Origin of the sequence: Dietzia sp. 2505, assembly GCF_040546785.1 — a bacterium.
In the GTDB taxonomy this organism is placed as follows: domain Bacteria; phylum Actinomycetota; class Actinomycetes; order Mycobacteriales; family Mycobacteriaceae; genus Dietzia.
Genome location: NZ_JBEPON010000009.1, coordinates 171840 through 187441, shown reverse-complemented (window position 1 = coordinate 187441; position 15602 = coordinate 171840). Strand labels below are relative to the sequence as shown.

Here is a 15602-nt window from a genome sequence, read left to right as displayed (position 1 = left end):
CGATAGGTGTCTATAGGAACTGTTCAGAGGGTTCCGAACGGGGGTCGGACAGTGGTGAGAGACGTTGTGGTGAGGGACGTCGTGGTGATCGGCGGCGGACAGGCCGGACTGGCCGCCGGCTTCTACCTCGCCCGCGCCGGCGCTGACTTCGAGATCCTCGACGCGTCCGAGGGGCCGGGGGGTGCATGGCCGCACACCTGGCCCTCGCTGCGACTGTTCTCGCCCGCCGATTACTCGTCCCTCCCGGGCCGCCGGATGCACCCGACGGTCGACGGCAACCCCGACGCGGCCCACGTGGTGGAGTACCTGCGCGGGTACGAGGAGTACTACGGGCTACCCGTCCGGCGTTCGACCCGGATCGTGGCCGTGGAGCGGGACGATCCGGACGGGTTCGTGCTCCGTGCCGCCGACGGCCGCCGGTGGCGTGCCCGCGCGGTGATCAGTGCCACCGGTACGTGGTCGAGGCCGTTCGTGCCGACGTACCCGGGTGTCGGGGGTTTCCGGGGCGACCAGATCCACAGCGCCGGCTACCGGGGCCCGGAGCCCTTCGGCGGCCGGCGCGTCGTGGTGGTGGGGGGTGCGAACTCGGGCGCGCAGATCGCCGCCGACCTCGCCGGACATCTGCAGGGGGGCGACGGCAACCTGATCTGGTGCACCGCTGGGCCGCCGCGCTATCTGCCCGACCACGTCGACGGACGGGAGCTGTTCCGGGTCGCCACCGCCTCGGTGCGATCCGGGAGTGGCCGCGGTGTCGCCGAGTTGGGCGACATCGTCGTCGTCCCCCCTGTGCGCGCCGCCCGCGACGCGGGCCTGCTGGCGGCCACCCCGATGTTCGACCGGTTCTACCCCGACGGCGTGGAATGGGACGACGGTCGACGCGAACCGGTCGACGCGGTGATCTGGTGCACCGGGTTCCGGCCGGCTCTCGGCCACCTCCGGGGCCTGGGAATGCCGCGGGTCGGTGGCCGGGTGGTGACCGACGGGCCCGCGGTGCCGGACGTGCCCGGGCTGTTCCTGCTCGGCTACGGGGACTGGTGCGGGCCGGCCTCGGCGACTCTCATCGGGGTCGGGCAGTGGGCGAAGGCGGCCGTGTCCGCTGCGCTCGGACGGTGATCAGACCCTGAGGCGCGCGACGATCTCGACGAACTCCTCGGCGTAACCCAGGTGGGTCCGCAGGCGCTCGAGCCGCTCGGTGGCCTCGGTCTCGACCTCGGCGATCAGTGAGGCCGATCCTGCCGGGTCGTCGGCTCGGCGGTCCAGGGCGCGGCAGAAGTCGCGCATCCTCTCCAGGCTGAACCCCAGTGGTTTCATCCGTCTGATGAGCAGGATCCGCTCGACGTCCCCCTCGGTGTAGAGACGGAAACCCCCGGGGGAGTGCGCGGACGGGCTGACCAGGCCGAGTTCGTCGTAGTGCCGCAGGCTCCGGATCGACAGCGCAGTGCGCTCGGCGACCTCGCCGATCTTCATGGTCTGCTCGCCGCGACTTGGCCTGCCCACAACTCTCCCGTTACGGTAGCTTTCTACTCTCGCGCCGTGTGAGAGTCCTGACCCCGACTGTAGGTGATCCGTGAGCACCGAGTTCCCGACTGGCGTGCTGCCCTCGTTCCGCGCTGCGTTCTCCTCCCCCGCCCGGCTCCGGACGGAGGTGCTCGCCGGCCTCGTGGTGGCGCTGGCGCTCATCCCGGAGGCGATCTCGTTCTCCATCCTCGCGGGCGTCGACCCCCGCGTGGGACTGTTCGCCTCGTTCACGATGGCGGTCACGATCGCCTTCACCGGCGGTCGCCCGGCGATGATCTCCGCGGCCACGGGAGCGATCGCGCTCGTCGTGGCGCCGGTGGTGCTCGAGCACGGACTGGACTACCTCATCGCCACGGTCCTGCTGGCGGGGGTGTTGCAGATCCTGTTGAGCGTGTTCGGGGTCGCGAGGCTGATGCGGTTCATCCCCCGGTCGGTCATGGTCGGATTCGTCAACGCGCTCGCGATCCTCATCTTCATGGCCCAGATCCCGCACCTGGTGGGCGTGCCGTGGCTGGTGTACCCGCTGGTGGCGGTGGGGCTTCTCGTCCTCGTGTTCTTTCCCAGGCTCACCACGGTGATCCCCGCGCCGCTGATCGCGATCGTGGCACTGACGATCGTGGTGGTCTGGGTGGGGTGGACCGTCCCGAACGTGCACGACCAGGGCGAGTTGCCCGGGTCGCTGCCGACCCTCCTGCTGCCCGACGTGCCGCTCACCCTGGAGACGCTGCAGATCATCGCCCCCTACGCGCTGGCGATGGCGCTCGTGGGGCTCATGGAGTCCCTGATGACGGCCAAGCTGGTCGACGACATCACCGAGACCCACTCCGACAAGACGCGCGAGGGCTGGGGCCAGGGCGTCGCCAACCTCGTCACCGGATTCTTCGGCGGGATGGGCGGCTGCGCGATGATCGGGCAGACGATGATCAACGTCAAGGCCTCGGGTGCCCGGACGCGGCTGTCCACACTGCTCGCCGGCGTGTTCCTGCTGATCCTCGTCGTCGTCCTGGGCGATATCGTCGGACTCATCCCGATGGCCGCATTGGTCGCCGTGATGATCATGGTCTCTGTGGGGACCATGGACTGGCACTCGATCCATCCCCGGACCCTGCGGCTGATGCCGCTGTCCGAGACCCTCGTCATGGTCGTCACCGTGGCCGCGACGGTGTGGACCCACAACCTCGCGATCGGCGTGATCCTCGGTGTGGTCACCGCGATGATCATGTTCGCCCGCCGGGTCGCGCACATGACGACCATCGAGAAGGTCGCCGAGCTCGACACCGACCACGACGGGGCGGTCGACACCCGCACGTATCGGGTCACGGGCGAGTTGTTCTGGGCGTCGAGCAACGACCTCGTGTACCAGTTCGACTACTCCGGCGATCCCCAGCACGTGGTGCTCGACCTCACCGACGCCGACGTCTGGGACGCCTCGACCGTGGCCACTCTCGACGCCGTGCAGCAGAAGTACGCGGCCAAGGGCAAGACGCTGTCGGTGATCGGACTCGACGGTGCCAGCCAGGAGCGGCTCGAGAAACTCTCGGGCAAACTCGGCTCCGGGCACTGAGAACGCCGGCCCGGACGGCTTCCCAAAGCATCGATGGCTGTCTATATTGATGGATGTCGATACGAGGCTTGGGGGCCGATATGTCCCGATCCGTGCACGACGCTCCTCTTCCCGAGCTGCTGATGCCCCAGGCGCAACTCCAGCGCGACGCCCGCGAGCTCGCCGGGCACTACGAGGGCGTGTTCAGCCCGCAGACCGTCGAGCGCGTGGTGTTCGAGTCCTATGCCGCGTTGCGTCGTACCGCGCGCGTCACCACCCACCTGCCGTCGCTGTCCCGCCGCTTCGCGACCGACCGGCTCAAGGCTCTCGCGCAGGCAGAGGGGCGGGTGACCAAGGACGTACCCGAGGTGCTCTTCATCTGCGTCCAGAACTCGGGGCGCTCCCAGATGGCCGCGGCGCTCATGGCGGACCGGTCGCAAGGACGGGTCCACGTCCGCTCCGCCGGGTCGCTCCCGGGGTCCGGGATCGACGAGAACTGCCAGGCGGCCATGGCCGAGATCGGACTCGACCTGACCTCGGAATACCCCAAGCCGCTCACCGACGACGTGGTGGCGGCCGCCGACGTGGTGATCTCCATGGGGTGCGGGGACGCCTGCGCCGTCTACCCGGGCAAGAGGTACCTGGACTGGGACGTCTCGGACCCCGCCGGTCAGGATCTCGACCGGGTCCGTGCCATCCGCGACGACATCGAGGCCCGGGTCCGCCAGGCCCTCCCGGTGATCATCGGTGTGACGCTCGCGCCCGCCACCGGGGCACCGTCCACCGAGGGGACGCCGGCACCGTGACCACCACCATCACCGTCTATTGATCCGCGCTCTGCTGCTCGGCCGCATTTCTCCGGCTGAGTGGTTCCGAGGGGCGGTCTTCCAGGCGTTCTCCTGGGTGATCCACGAGTCGAGGCGTCGTTTCGTCGTCGTCGACACCGCCCGGCAGTTTGGGGGACGGCGTTCGCTACACCACGCCGCTCATGAGACTGCAGGATCCGGCGCAGACCACGATCCTCATCGTCTCCCTCGCGGAGACCACGCCGGTCCTCGAGGCGGCGGCCCTCCAGGATGACCTGCGACGGGCCGGCATCGAACCGTGGACCCCGTCGGTCCGGAGGCGCTGCGTCGTCCGGCCTAGGGTGCGGGTGCTGCGGTGTCGAGTACTTCGGCGTCCGGGGCTGCGATCTAGGGACCCGACGCCCGGGTCGATCTCAGACGAAGCGAAGGCCTCGGACGTCGACGATGTCCCGGATCTGGGCGAACGCCTCCGGGACGATGCTGTAGTGCGCCATCCGGCCGCGTTGTTCCCGGGTGACGAGTCCCGCCTCGACCAGCTTCTTCATGTGGTGACTCACGGTGGGCTGGGTGATCCCCAGCGGCTCGGTGAGGGTGCACACGCAGACGTCGTCGCAGTCCGCCGCCGCGATGTGCGAGAGCAGGCGCAGGCGCATGGGATCGGCGAGTGCCTTGAACCGGGCTGCCGCGGCCTCGGCCTCCGCCTGGTTGAGCGGCCCGTTCGCGCCGGCGATGCAGCAGGATTCGGTGGGCTCGGACGAGGTCATGGCCCCCAGATTACTCGGACGATCGGGATGGGGGAGGCATGCGGAGATCGCCCCTTGCTCATTCGAAAGTGTGTGCGTATAATAGAACAGGAGTTCGATGCAGGGTGACGGCGACGTGCGATCGGAGGTGGGGGCATGGGCGACGCGGCTGGCGGTGTGACAAGTGGGGCCGGTCGCTCCGACCATCCTTCGGTGCTCGGCAGGTTGGCCGACGTCGCCCGCGGCACCTGGGTCGCGGAGAACCGCGCCGCTGGGGCCCGCCTGGCCGCGTGTTACGCGTTGTTCCTCGAGTGCGTGCGCCAGGACGAGGCCGGGGCAGGGGACGGCTCCCCTCCCGGGCACGCGGTGGTCGACCCGTTCGACGTGTGCACCGGCTACCTCGTGGCGGCGATGCCCATCTCAACCGGCCGGGCCGCCACCATGATCAGCCTTGCCGCGGACCTGACCGAGCGCTACCCCGCCGTCATGGAAGCCCTCTCGTCCGGCCGGATGGAACAGCGCGCAGCCGAATTGTTGGCCCGCCAGATGGCCACGGTCGACCCTGCCGTCCTGTCCCGGGTGCAGCAGGAGGTCGTGGACGACTATCTCGCTGCCATCGAGGCCGGCGAGCGTCTGGGTGCCCGGTCGGTGCGCGAATCCGTTGATGCGATCATCGCCCGCTACGACGCCGACGGCATCCGCGAACGCAGAGACGCCGCCGCCCGCGGCCGCGGGGTCCACATCCGCAAGGGTGCCGACGGCATGACCAACCTGTGGGCCACCCTGGCCTCCGATGAGGCCGCTGTCCTGGCCGAGGCCATCGACCAGCGCGCCGCCGAGTTCGCCGACCCCGAACCGGGTGCTTCTGCGGAATCCGCCCAGGCACAACCCGACGCCGAGGCGGCGGACACGTCGACCTATCCGTTGCCCGAGCGCCGCGCGGACGCCCTGCTGTCCCTGGTATGCGGGGACTGGGGTCGCACCCGTGCCGCCGGTCTCGGGCCGGACGAGTCACCCTCGCCACTGCGGCCGCGCGTGACGGTCTTTGCCCGGGGCAGAGGTCTCGACCCGCAGGTCGAGTTCCCCCGCACAGGCGAATCCGCGCTTCAGGCACTGCTCGACATGCTCACCGCCAGTGACGGGGCCAGCCTCGAACACGTCGACCCCGCTATCGGCGCCGCCGACGACGCCCGCCGTGCCCTGACCTACCGGCCCGGCGCCGCTCTGGCCCGCCGCATCCGCCTCCGGGACGGCACCTGTAGGCACCCGGGTTGCACGGTGGCGGCCGAACACTGCGACATCGATCACTGTCGGCCCTTCGACCACGCCGACCCGCAGCGGGGCGGACACACCGCCGAGTGCAATCTGATGTGCTTGTGTCGGCGCCATCACCGGTTCAAGACCTTCTCCGGATGGATCTACGACCTGGCGCCAGACGGCACCCTCGTCGTCGTCACACCTGACGGATCCACCATGCTCACCAGGCCTTCCGGGCCCCTGGCCGCCTACAGGCGTGAACAGGCCCGAGCCGAACAGGACGCCTGGGACACTCAGCAAGCCCGCAGTCCCGAGCCGAATGCCGCCGACGGTGCACTGCAGGCCGAGCCGACCTTCTGGACCCGCCGTGCAGCCCGCCGCCGCGCAGAACGCGCCCGCACCGGTCCCGACCGCGCTGGTCCCGACCGGACCAGGCCCTCCACTGGCCGCTGGTGGAGTCGCAACAAGCCGGTGGTCAGCCGTGCCGAGGAGCAGGTCCAACAGCTCCTCGACGAGATTCTCGACCCGCCACCGTTCTGATCTCGCGGGGTTCAGTGGTTAATGTCACACATTGACCGGCATCGATGAATTGCCTAGGGTTGGCCGCATGAGCACCCAGGTCTCGGCGAACGCTGGCCCCCCGTCCCCTGTCGATCCCGGCACTCCGGTCGCCGCGAGGATGTCCTTCCTCGACCGCTATCTGGCCGTGTGGATCCTCGCGGCCATGGCGCTCGGGCTCCTGGCCGGGCGCCTGGTGCCCGGCATCGCCGAAGCGTTGGAGGCGGTCGAGGTGGGGGGCATCTCGGTTCCCATCGCGGTGGGGCTGCTGGTGATGATGTACCCCGTCCTGGCCAAGGTCCGCTACGACGAGACACGTCGCGTCACCGGGGACCGCAGGCTTCTCGTGTTGTCCCTCGCACTGAACTGGCTGGTCGGGCCCGCGTTGATGTTCACGCTCGCCTGGCTCATGCTCCCGGACCTGCCCGAATACCGCACCGGCCTGATCGTCGTGGGCCTGGCCCGATGCATCGCGATGGTGTTCATCTGGAACGACCTCGCCTGTGGCGACCGGGAGGCGGCAGCGGTGCTCGTCGCGATCAACTCGGTATTCCAGGTGATCGCTTTCGCGGGCCTGGGCTGGTTCTACCTCCAGGTCCTCCCGGGCTGGCTGGGGCTGGAGACCACCACCGCCGGGTTCTCGGTGTGGGCGATAGCGTTGAGCGTCCTGGTGTTCCTCGGTATCCCGCTGCTGGCCGGATTCCTCACCCGGCACTTCGGCGAGAAGGCCAAGGGGCGGGAGTGGTACGAGGAGACCTTCCTGCCGAAGATCGGACCGTGGGCGCTGTACGGCCTGCTGTTCACCATCGTCGTGCTCTTCGCGTTCCAGGGCGACACCATCGTCGGAAATCCCCTCGACGTGGCGCGAATCGCGCTGCCCCTGCTGGCCTACTTCATCCTCATGTTCGGCGGAAGCCTGCTCGCGGCCCGAGCGGCCGGCCTGAACTACGCCAAGTCCACTGCGGTCGCGTTCACGGCCGCGGGGAACAACTTCGAACTCGCGATCGCCGTCAGCATCGGCACCTGGGGGGTGGCCTCCGGTCAGGCGCTCGCAGGGGTGGTCGGGCCGCTCATCGAGGTGCCCGTGCTGATCGCCCTGGTGTACGTGAGCCTGTGGGCGGGCAAGCGTCTGTTCAAGGGGGACCCGACGGTCCCGAACGCGATCCACCAGGACATGGCGGCCGCTTCCACCCCGGCCCCCGACTCCAGTGCGCCGGGAGCCGATCGCCGATGACGCCGAACGCGAAAGGCCGCCGGCCCACCGTCCTGTTCGTGTGCAAGTCCAACCGTGGCAAGTCCCGGATGGCGGAGGCGCTGCTGCGTCACGCGGCAGGGGACGCGGTGGAGGTCCACTCAGCCGGTACGCAGCCCGCGCTGGGAAAGCCCCCCAATGCCGAGGCCGTGGCCGCCCTCGCCGAGATCGGCGCCGACATGTCGGGTGGCACCGCGGCGGCGGTCGATCACGACGTCATGCGACGCGCGGACCGTGTCGTCGTGCTCGGGACGGCCGCACGGCTCGAACCCGTTGACGGGATGCGCGCGGTCATCGACGTCTGGGAGACCGATGAACCGAGTGAGCGGGGGATCGACGGTGCGGGGCGGATGGCACTGATCCGCGACGACATCGACGCCCGCGTGAGGCGACTGTGGGCCGAGTTGAACGACCGGGGGGCCGGCTCAGCCGATTAAGCCGACAGCGCGCCTACCCCGTATACCGCTCCGGCTCCTCGCCGAAGGCGAAGCCGCGGCCCGAGATCTGCTCCGGTGTGATCTCCACGAAGTTGTACTTGAGCGTGGGGATCCACGGCTTGAGGTCGAGTTCCTCGGCGCGGTTGATCTCCTCGAAGCTGTCGAGCCGTCGGGCTTCACCCCGGACGACCACCGACCACGCCTCCTCATCCTCGATGTGGTCGACCTGGAAGACCACGTCGGGATGAACGGTGAGGCCGGCGAGCTTGCTGCCCTCCGCCGTGCGGAAGAAGATCTTGCCCTCCGTCGACAGCGCGTAGTTGACGGGGAAGATGTCTGCCCGCCCGCCCGAGACGGTGACCAGGCGGCCGAGCGCCTCGGTGGCCAGCAACTCGAGAGAGCGGCCCTCGTCGAATTCGGTGATCGGGTTCTCGTCCATGAATTTATTCTCCCAGGGTCCGGCCCGGTAAGGAAGACCATCGCGATAGCGGGCGGGGTCGCACCGGGTGATGGATGTCACTGCACGACGGCCACCTGCGGACTCGCCCGACAATCGGGTAACGATCCGGCGAAGGTAGATGCGGCAACCGGTCCACGTCACTACCGTGGTGATCACCTATGAACCCAGGAGAACGAGAAGCACCCCGTAACCCTGATTCGTCCGACGCGGTTTTCCGCCCGCCCACGGCGGCAGATGGAAATCGCATGTGGGAGATCGCCCGCGACAGCGGAGTACTCGACCTGAACTCCTCCTATGCCTACGTGTTGTGGGGAGCGGAATTCTCCGAGAGCTCGGTGGTCGTCGAGGTCGAGGGCCGCGTCGTCGGCTTCGTCACCGGATTCCTGCGCCCCTCGGAGCCGGACACGATCTTCGTCTGGCAGGTGGGCGTCGACGCGGACCAGCGAGGTAAGGGGCTGGCCGCACGGTTGCTCCACAGCCTCATGGACCGGCTCGCCGAGCGCGGTGTGGTCCGACTGCGCACCACCATCAGCCCGGACAACGAGGCGTCCCAGCGCACCTTCGGCGCCGTCGCCCGCGACCGGGGAATGACGCTGTCCAGCGAGGACTACCTCGGCGTCGAACTGCTCGGCGACGGGCACGAACCCGAAGATCTCTACACGATTTCCTAGAAGGGCGCCCGGGCCCACTGGTCCGCCGCCGCCGCCCGACACCATTCTCGATGGAGTGATCACCACCATGACCGAAGCCACGCACGACGCAAACCTGGACACCTCGATCTTCTCCGACCGCGAGTCCGAGGTCCGCAGCTATTCCCGCAACTGGCCGGTGGTGTTCGACACCGCGAAGGGCGCGAAGCTCACGACCGTCGACGGGGACGACTACCTCGACTTCTTCGGCGGCGCCGGCGCACTGAACTACGGCCACAACGACGACGACATGAAGAGCGCATTGCTCGAGTACATCCAGCGCGACGGCGTCACCCACTCGCTCGACAAGTACACCGTCGCCAAGCGCGCCTTCCTGGAGACCTTCACCTCGACGATCCTCGAGCCGCGCGGGTTGGACTACAAGGTGATGTTCCCCGGGCCGACCGGTACGAACGCCGTCGAGTCGGCGCTCAAGCTGGCCCGCAAGGTCACCGGCCGCGAGGCCATCATCAACTTCACCAACTCGTTCCACGGCATGACCCTCGGGTCCTTGTCCGTCACGGGCAACTCGATGAAGCGCGCCGGCGCCGGGATCCCGCTGGTCCACGCCACGCCGATGCCGTACGACAACTACTTCGGCGGCGTGACCGAGGACTTCCAGTGGATGGAGCGCGTCCTGGTCGACTCCGGTTCGGGCATGAACCGCCCGGCGGCCGTGATCGTCGAGTGCGTCCAGGGCGAGGGCGGCATCAACGCGGCACGCGCCGAGTGGCTGAAGGCCCTCGACGAGCTGTGCAAGCGTCACGAGATCCTGCTCATCGTCGACGACGTCCAGATGGGCTGCGGCCGCACCGGCGAGTTCTTCTCGTTCGAGTTCGCCGGCATCAAGCCGGACATCGTCACCCTGTCCAAGTCGATCGGCGGCTACGGCCTGCCGCTGGCGATCACCCTGTTCAACCGTGAGCTGGACGAGTGGACCCCGGGCGAGCACAACGGCACGTTCCGCGGCAACAACATGGCATTTGTCACCGCCGAGGTGGCGCTGCGGAAGTACTGGTCGGACGACAAGTTGCAGAACCGCACGCTCGAGAACGGCCGGATCCTCCGCGAGCGCTTCTCCCCGCTGGTCTACAAGTACGAGGGCAAGCTCGAGCTCCGCGGCCGAGGCATGGCCTTCGGAATCGCCTTCCTCGAGAAGCCGGAGCTGGCCGGAGAGGTCATGGCCCGCTGCTTCGACAACAAGATGCTGGTCGAGACCGCCGGCCCGAGCGACGAGGTGGTCAAGTTCCTCGCCCCGCTCATCCTGACCGACGACGAGCGCGACCGCGGTATCGAGATCTGCTACGAAGCCGTCGACCACGTCCTCGCCCAGCAGTACCTCTGAGCGCGCCCGGACCACCACACCTTCCCCGAGGAGGCACCACATGATCGTTCGCACCACCGCAGAGATCACCGACACCGACCGCCACGTCAAGGGCAACAACGGCAACTGGGAGTCCAAGCGCATCGTCCTGGCCGACGACCGGGTGGGGTTCTCGTTCCACGAGACCACCATCGCCGCCGGCACGACGAACGACTTCCACTACGCCAACCACATCGAGGCCGTCTGGCTGACCCGGGGCAAGGGGATCCTGCGGGACCTCACGAACGACAAGGAGTACCCGCTCGAGGCGGGGTCGATGTACCTGCTCGACGGCCACGAGAAGCACCAGGTCATCGTGGAGGAGGAGATGCAGATGCTCTGCGTCTTCAACCCCCCGGTCGTCGGCGACGAGAACCACGACGAGAACGGCATCTACCCGCTCCTGCGCCTGCAGGATGACGGAACGGTCGTGCGCGAGAAGTAGGCAGGTCGGGGCCGGGAGGGCACACTGGTCGGGTGTCCACGATCGTGTTCCTCCACGCCCACCCCGACGACGAGACCTCCCAGACCGCCGGGATGATGGCCCTCGCCTCGCGCGGTGGTCACCGCGTCGTCACGGTCTTCGCCACGGACGGCGACCACGGCCAGCGGCCCGACCACCTCGGGCCCGACGGCGACCTGGTCGACCACCGGCGCGGGGAGGCCCGGGCCGCAGCAGCGGTACTGGGTGTCGCGAGGATCGACTGGCTGGGCTACCGCGACTCGGGGATGACCGGGTGGGCCCAGAACGACGATCCGTTGTGCCTGCACAGCGCCGACACCGACGATGCGGCCGGCCGGCTGGCCCGGATCCTCGACAGAGAGGATGCCGACGTCCTCGTGGGTTACGACCACCACGGGAACTACGGGCACCCGGATCACCTGGCCGTCCACCGCATCGCCCGCCGCGCTGTGGAGTCGGCGGCCCGTCGTCCGCGGCTTCTGGAGGCCACGACCAACCAGGACGCCCAACTCGAGATGCTCGACAGCCCCGAGGCGGCGGAGTTCCTGGCCGCGTTCGCGTCCGGCGGCATGGATGTGGAGGAACTGCGGCGGATGATTCTCACCGGGGACGACGGGCTGCCGGTGGGGGTCCCGCAGTCGGAGATCGCGTGGGCGATCGACCTTCCCGCGGACGTCGTGGAGCTCAAGCGTCGCGCGATGGAGTGTCACGCCAGTCAGACCAGCGACATCGGCATGATGCTGGCCCTGCCGGAGAACGTCTACGCGGCGACCTTCGGGACCGAGTACCTCATCGAGCCGGGGTCCGACCAGTCGATGCGTCGCGGGTGGCCGTTCGACTGAAGTGGCCGAGCCGGCTAGGCCCGACCCGACCAGCCCCGGACCCGCCCGGCCTGTCAGGGCATGTCAGGGCATGTCGAGCGCGCGGACCCAGTCACCGTGGCCGTGTGCCGTGGCCAGGGGGCGCCCGTTGACGGCGACGACGAAGATGCCCTTGTGGCGCCGGATCGACTCCGGGACCTGCTCGGCGACGTCGGGGAGGAGGGTCACCCCCTCCACGGAGATCCACACCGCTCCCGCGTCCCTGCAGAGGTCTGTGACCCGGCGGACGAACTCGGCGCGGGCCGGGGGTTCGAGGTATCCGAGCACCGCGGTGTGGAACACCACCGGCGTGGACCCCGCGGGACACGCGGCCACGGAGTCCTCCAGTTTCTCGACCAGGTCCCCCGTGATGATCTGGGGCGGGTCGGCGGCGGCGATGTCGAGCGCGGCATCCAGGCGGGGCACCCGCTCGGCCTGCTGTCCGGGCCAGATCAGGCTGCGCAGCCAGCCCCGCGAATCGGCGTGGGAGGGGTCGATGGGGGACAGGTCCACCCCGCCACGGTGGACGGCGTCGGGCAGGGCCTCCGGGCGGGGGACGCCGTCGCGCAGGGCGCAGTCGAGGACCGGGGTGTCGGCGGCGGAGGCGGCCGTGTCCGATCCCGCCGGTCGCAGCTCGTGGGTGGAGCCGCCATCGAGCGCGTACCGGTAGGCGTACCGGTCCGGGTACAGGCACAGTCCGGCGGAGGCTCCCATCTCCACCAACGAGAGCGGGCCCGGGAGCAGGGAGAGGAACGGCAGGAGGACCGCGCACCTCTTGGCCTCGTTGGTCTGCGTGGAGTGGGTGAGGGCGATCTGTTCGATCTCCGCCCAGTGGGCGTGGACGAACTCCCGGAACGCCGGGTAGTCCTCGGTCTCGGGAGCGCCGGCGTGCCGGGCGGAGGCGAAGACCAGCGCGGGCTGTCGCTTGATCCGGGGCAGGCTCCCGATGAGCTCGCACGTCGCGGGGTCCTCGGCGATGCCCCGGGCCCACGCCAGGTAGACCGGGGTGCGGCCGCGGACCTCGAACTCGGCGAACTCGGCGTAGCGGGTGGGAACGTCGTCGACGTGCGCGGAGTCCATGCGGCCAGCGTGGCACACCGGGCGCCCCGGATCACCCGGATGCGCTGGCGCGAGGGCGTCGGACCGGCTATATTGGTGATGCATCAACCACTGGCCGCGACGACGACCGGACGACGACCGTAGGAGACCCCATGGCAGACGACACCGAGTTCATCGCAGCCAAGAACGCCTCGGAGGACGGTGAGTTCGTCCGTGACGCCACCTACATCAACGATCGGGTCGTGGCGGATCTCCCGGCGGGATCGGACCCGGTGGGGGAGAAGATCGGCGAGATGCGGTGGCCCGTCGAGGCCGGCCGGTACCGCCTGATGGCGGCCCGGGCCTGCCCCTGGGCGAGCCGCTCGATCATCGTCCGCCGTCTGATGGGTCTGGAGGGCGCCATCTCCATGGGTCTGGCCGGTCCGACCCATGACGTCAACTCCTGGGTCTTCGACCTCGACCCCGACGGCAAGGACCCGGTCACGGGCATGCACAGGCTCCAGGAGGCCTACTTCAACCGGATCCCCGACTACCCGCGCGGCATCACGGTCCCGGCCCTCGTCGACCTGCCCACCAGGTCGGTGGTGACCAACGCGTACCAGAAGCTCAACTTCGATCTGCTCACGGAATGGTCGGCCTTCCACCGCGACGGCGCCCCGGACCTGTACCCCGACGAGCATCGCGACGAGATCGACGAGTTGGACTCGTGGATCTACCCGACCGTCAACAACGGCGTGTACCGCAGCGGGTTCGCGGCCGAGCAGGGCGCCTACGAGCAGGCCTACGACGAGCTCTGGGCCTCGCTGGACAGGCTCGAGGAGCGCTTGACCACCCGTCGATACCTCGCCGGCGACACGATCACCGTCGCCGACATCCGGCTGTTCACCACCCTCGTGCGTTTCGACGCGGTCTACCACGGCCACTTCAAGGCCAACCGCAACAAGATCACCGAGATGCCGGCCCTGTGGGGCTATCTGCGCGACCTGTTCCAGACGCCCGGCTTCGGGGACACCTGCGATTTCCCGCAGATCAAGGAGCACTATTACAACGTCCACCGCGACGTGAACCCGACCGGGATCGTGCCCAAGGGGCCGGACCTCGCGGGCCTGCTCTCCCCGCATCACCGCGAGGAGCTCGGTGGCCGCCCGTTCGGTGCCGGCACCGCCCCGGGGCCGATCGACGACCCGTCCGAGCGGGTCCCGGAGGGGCACGGAGCGGGCTAGTCCCGGCCTGTGGGCCTAGACTGGCTCGCTGTGAACCCGGCCCCGTCCGAACTAGGTCGTTATCGACGAAACGCCCGACAGTTCCTCATGTTCGGGATCGTGGGCGGGTCCGGGATGGTCGTCAACATGATCGTCACGGTCCTGATGAACAGGGCCAACGGCGGGACCCAGAACGCCCAGGACATCCTGTTCCCGTTCTCGGGGACGGAGTACAACTTCCGCTTCACGACCCTGGTGTGGATCGTGGCGTTCCTGGTGGCCAATGTCTACAACTTCATGCTCAACCGGCACTGGACCTTCGGCAAGGGGCACAAGGCACCGGTGATGCAGGAGTTCTGGCCGTTCCTGCTGGTGGGATCGGTGGCCGCGGCCGCGGGGATCTTCATCAAGCTGGCCTTCACCAACCCCACCTCGCCGCTCTACCTGCCCGAACCGTGGTGGCACGAGGACGCGGGCATCCACTCCAGGGAGTACTGGAGCCAGCTGCTGACGATCCTCATCACGATGCCGATCAACTTCGTCGTCAACAAGCTCTGGACGTTCCGCTCCGTCCGTCGCCGTCACCACGCCCGCTCCACCGCGGACGCGGTGGTCTAGGGGCCGGCTCGTGGAATCCTCGACGCTGCTGCTGTGGTTCGACCTCGTGGGGGTGTTCTTCTTCGCCCTGTCCGGCAATCTGCTGGCCGCGCGGAAGAACATCGACATCACCGGAGGTCTGGTACTGGGCCTGTTGGCAGGTCTCGGCGGCGGCATCCTGCGCGACGTCATGCTGGGTGTCACCCCGCTCGCGTTCGCGCAGCCCGTCCTGCTGGTGCCGCCGTTCGTCGCGGCCGCGGTGGTGTACCTCTTGGGCGCGCATCTGCACCGCGTCCGGACGCTGATCATCGTCTTCGACGCGGCCGGCCTCGGGCTGTTCTGCACGTTCGGCACCGCGCGGGCGCTGGACCACGGCATGCCGGTCGCCTCGGCGCTCCTGCTCGGCGTGATCACCGCGGTCGGCGGCGGACTCATGCGCGACGTGGTGGCCAACGAGATCCCCGCCGTCTTCAACGGTTCCGACCTGTACGTCATCCCTGCCGCCACCGGCGCGGCGCTCACCGCCCTGGCCGTCTCGACGGGCACGTGGGGCCCGGTCGCCGCGGCGGTGTTGTCCGCGTTCGCGTTCACGTTCCGGATGGTGGCGTGGCGTCTCCAGTGGCGGGTCCCGGCGCCGATGCGCGGGTGGAGCATGCGGGGGATCGACACCCGCCTGCGGCGCGACCGGTCGGTGTTCGGCCGTCCCGGCCGCATGAAGGGCGACGACGACGAGTCCCGCCGTGACCGCGACGTCGACGACTACCGGGATCGCCCACCTGGCCCCCGCCGGTAGTG

At 69.0% G+C, this 15602-nt stretch carries 17 protein-coding genes and 1 pseudogene; 14 read left to right on the top strand and 4 right to left on the bottom strand.

The window, feature by feature from the left end; genetic code table 11:
- Positions 1-51: 51 nt before the first annotated feature.
- The gene (locus ABIE38_RS16510; RefSeq protein ID WP_354058124.1) at positions 52-1113 is read left to right on the top strand and encodes an ArsO family NAD(P)H-dependent flavin-containing monooxygenase; all 1062 of its coding nucleotides are present in this window, start codon (positions 52-54) and stop codon (positions 1111-1113) included.
- Here ABIE38_RS16510 and ABIE38_RS16505 read toward each other — a convergent pair whose 3' ends face one another.
- Positions 1114-1467, bottom strand: coding sequence for a MerR family transcriptional regulator (locus ABIE38_RS16505; RefSeq protein ID WP_354058183.1), 354 nt, complete (start codon positions 1465-1467; stop codon positions 1114-1116).
- Positions 1468-1567: 100 nt separating this feature from the next.
- On the opposite strand from ABIE38_RS16505, the gene ABIE38_RS16500 reads away from it, so the two are divergent.
- The 3 genes and pseudogenes from ABIE38_RS16500 to ABIE38_RS16490 all read left to right on the top strand — a co-directional run.
- On the top strand, positions 1568-3082 hold the full coding sequence (locus tag ABIE38_RS16500; RefSeq protein ID WP_354058122.1) for a SulP family inorganic anion transporter: 1515 nt from the start codon (positions 1568-1570) through the stop codon (positions 3080-3082).
- Between the two features lie 53 nt (positions 3083-3135).
- Positions 3136-3867, top strand: a complete 732-nt coding sequence (locus ABIE38_RS16495) for an arsenate-mycothiol transferase ArsC (RefSeq protein WP_502914799.1) — start codon at positions 3136-3138, stop codon at positions 3865-3867.
- Positions 3868-3907: 40 nt separating this feature from the next.
- Positions 3908-4169: pseudogene (locus ABIE38_RS16490) on the top strand (arsenical pump-driving ATPase); the annotation flags it as partial.
- 111 nt (positions 4170-4280) lie between these two features.
- Here the strand turns inward: ABIE38_RS16490 and ABIE38_RS16485 are convergent.
- Entirely contained in the window at positions 4281-4631 is a 351-nt protein-coding gene (locus ABIE38_RS16485) for an ArsR/SmtB family transcription factor (protein ID WP_354058118.1), read from the bottom strand.
- 135 nt (positions 4632-4766) lie between these two features.
- Here ABIE38_RS16485 and ABIE38_RS16480 point away from each other — a divergent pair, with 135 nt between their 5' ends.
- The 3 genes from ABIE38_RS16480 to ABIE38_RS16470 all read left to right on the top strand — a co-directional run bounded on the left by ABIE38_RS16480 (position 4767) and on the right by ABIE38_RS16470 (position 8114).
- Entirely contained in the window at positions 4767-6407 is a 1641-nt protein-coding gene (locus tag ABIE38_RS16480) for an HNH endonuclease signature motif containing protein (RefSeq protein WP_354058116.1), read from the top strand.
- Positions 6408-6546: 139 nt separating this feature from the next.
- On the top strand, positions 6547-7659 hold the full coding sequence (arsB, locus tag ABIE38_RS16475) for an ACR3 family arsenite efflux transporter (protein WP_354058181.1): 1113 nt from the start codon (positions 6547-6549) through the stop codon (positions 7657-7659).
- Positions 7656-8114 carry an arsenate-mycothiol transferase ArsC gene (locus tag ABIE38_RS16470; protein WP_354058114.1) on the top strand — a complete coding sequence of 153 codons (459 nt, stop codon included), beginning with the start codon at positions 7656-7658 and terminating at the stop codon, positions 8112-8114. The genes arsB and ABIE38_RS16470 overlap by 4 nt, the downstream gene beginning before the upstream one ends.
- Positions 8115-8127: 13 nt before the next feature.
- On the opposite strand, the gene ABIE38_RS16465 is transcribed toward ABIE38_RS16470, so the two are convergent.
- Positions 8128-8553, bottom strand: a complete 426-nt coding sequence (locus ABIE38_RS16465; protein ID WP_354058112.1) for a pyridoxamine 5'-phosphate oxidase family protein — start codon at positions 8551-8553, stop codon at positions 8128-8130.
- A 179-nt stretch (positions 8554-8732) separates the two neighbouring features.
- On the opposite strand from ABIE38_RS16465, the gene ectA reads away from it, so the two are divergent.
- The 4 genes from ectA to ABIE38_RS16445 all read left to right on the top strand — a co-directional run bounded on the left by ectA (position 8733) and on the right by ABIE38_RS16445 (position 11931).
- Positions 8733-9245 carry a diaminobutyrate acetyltransferase gene (ectA, locus tag ABIE38_RS16460; protein WP_354058111.1) on the top strand — a complete coding sequence of 171 codons (513 nt, stop codon included), beginning with the start codon at positions 8733-8735 and terminating at the stop codon, positions 9243-9245.
- A 67-nt stretch (positions 9246-9312) separates the two neighbouring features.
- Positions 9313-10608, top strand: coding sequence for a diaminobutyrate--2-oxoglutarate transaminase (ectB, locus tag ABIE38_RS16455; protein WP_354058109.1), 1296 nt, complete (start codon positions 9313-9315; stop codon positions 10606-10608).
- Positions 10609-10648: 40 nt separating this feature from the next.
- Entirely contained in the window at positions 10649-11071 is a 423-nt protein-coding gene (locus tag ABIE38_RS16450) for an ectoine synthase (RefSeq protein WP_354058107.1), read from the top strand.
- A 32-nt stretch (positions 11072-11103) separates the two neighbouring features.
- Positions 11104-11931 carry a PIG-L deacetylase family protein gene (locus ABIE38_RS16445; protein WP_354058105.1) on the top strand — a complete coding sequence of 276 codons (828 nt, stop codon included), beginning with the start codon at positions 11104-11106 and terminating at the stop codon, positions 11929-11931.
- A 63-nt stretch (positions 11932-11994) separates the two neighbouring features.
- Here the strand turns inward: ABIE38_RS16445 and ABIE38_RS16440 are convergent, their stop codons facing one another.
- Positions 11995-13029, bottom strand: coding sequence for a DUF2332 domain-containing protein (locus ABIE38_RS16440; protein WP_354058103.1), 1035 nt, complete (start codon positions 13027-13029; stop codon positions 11995-11997).
- Between the two features lie 131 nt (positions 13030-13160).
- On the opposite strand from ABIE38_RS16440, the gene ABIE38_RS16435 reads away from it, so the two are divergent.
- From ABIE38_RS16435 to ABIE38_RS16425, 3 genes are read left to right on the top strand one after another with little or no spacing between them, the layout of a single operon-like run.
- Positions 13161-14231 (top strand): glutathione S-transferase family protein, encoded by a 1071-nt coding sequence (locus ABIE38_RS16435; protein WP_354058101.1) that lies wholly within the window; start codon positions 13161-13163, stop codon positions 14229-14231.
- A gap of 30 nt (positions 14232-14261) precedes the next feature.
- On the top strand, positions 14262-14828 hold the full coding sequence (locus ABIE38_RS16430; protein WP_354058099.1) for a GtrA family protein: 567 nt from the start codon (positions 14262-14264) through the stop codon (positions 14826-14828).
- A 10-nt stretch (positions 14829-14838) separates the two neighbouring features.
- Positions 14839-15600 carry a trimeric intracellular cation channel family protein gene (locus ABIE38_RS16425; protein ID WP_354058097.1) on the top strand — a complete coding sequence of 254 codons (762 nt, stop codon included), beginning with the start codon at positions 14839-14841 and terminating at the stop codon, positions 15598-15600.
- Positions 15601-15602 lie beyond the last annotated feature (2 nt).

Excerpts from the sequence above, each read along its gene's own strand:
- ABIE38_RS16505 (WP_354058183.1), bottom strand. The coding sequence starts at position 1,467 with ATGAAGATCGGCGAGGTCGCCGAGCGCACTGCGCTGTCGATCCGGAGC.
- ABIE38_RS16495 (WP_502914799.1), top strand. The coding sequence starts at position 3,136 with ATGTCGATACGAGGCTTGGGGGCCGATATGTCCCGATCCGTGCACGAC.
- ABIE38_RS16485 (WP_354058118.1), bottom strand. The coding sequence starts at position 4,631 with ATGACCTCGTCCGAGCCCACCGAATCCTGCTGCATCGCCGGCGCGAAC.
- ABIE38_RS16480 (WP_354058116.1), top strand. The coding sequence starts at position 4,767 with ATGGGCGACGCGGCTGGCGGTGTGACAAGTGGGGCCGGTCGCTCCGAC.
- arsB (WP_354058181.1), top strand. The coding sequence starts at position 6,547 with ATGTCCTTCCTCGACCGCTATCTGGCCGTGTGGATCCTCGCGGCCATG.
- ABIE38_RS16470 (WP_354058114.1), top strand. The coding sequence starts at position 7,656 with ATGACGCCGAACGCGAAAGGCCGCCGGCCCACCGTCCTGTTCGTGTGC.
- ABIE38_RS16465 (WP_354058112.1), bottom strand. The coding sequence starts at position 8,553 with ATGGACGAGAACCCGATCACCGAATTCGACGAGGGCCGCTCTCTCGAG.
- ectA (WP_354058111.1), top strand. The coding sequence starts at position 8,733 with ATGAACCCAGGAGAACGAGAAGCACCCCGTAACCCTGATTCGTCCGAC.
- ectB (WP_354058109.1), top strand. The coding sequence starts at position 9,313 with ATGACCGAAGCCACGCACGACGCAAACCTGGACACCTCGATCTTCTCC.
- ABIE38_RS16450 (WP_354058107.1), top strand. The coding sequence starts at position 10,649 with ATGATCGTTCGCACCACCGCAGAGATCACCGACACCGACCGCCACGTC.
- ABIE38_RS16440 (WP_354058103.1), bottom strand. The coding sequence starts at position 13,029 with ATGGACTCCGCGCACGTCGACGACGTTCCCACCCGCTACGCCGAGTTC.
- ABIE38_RS16435 (WP_354058101.1), top strand. The coding sequence starts at position 13,161 with ATGGCAGACGACACCGAGTTCATCGCAGCCAAGAACGCCTCGGAGGAC.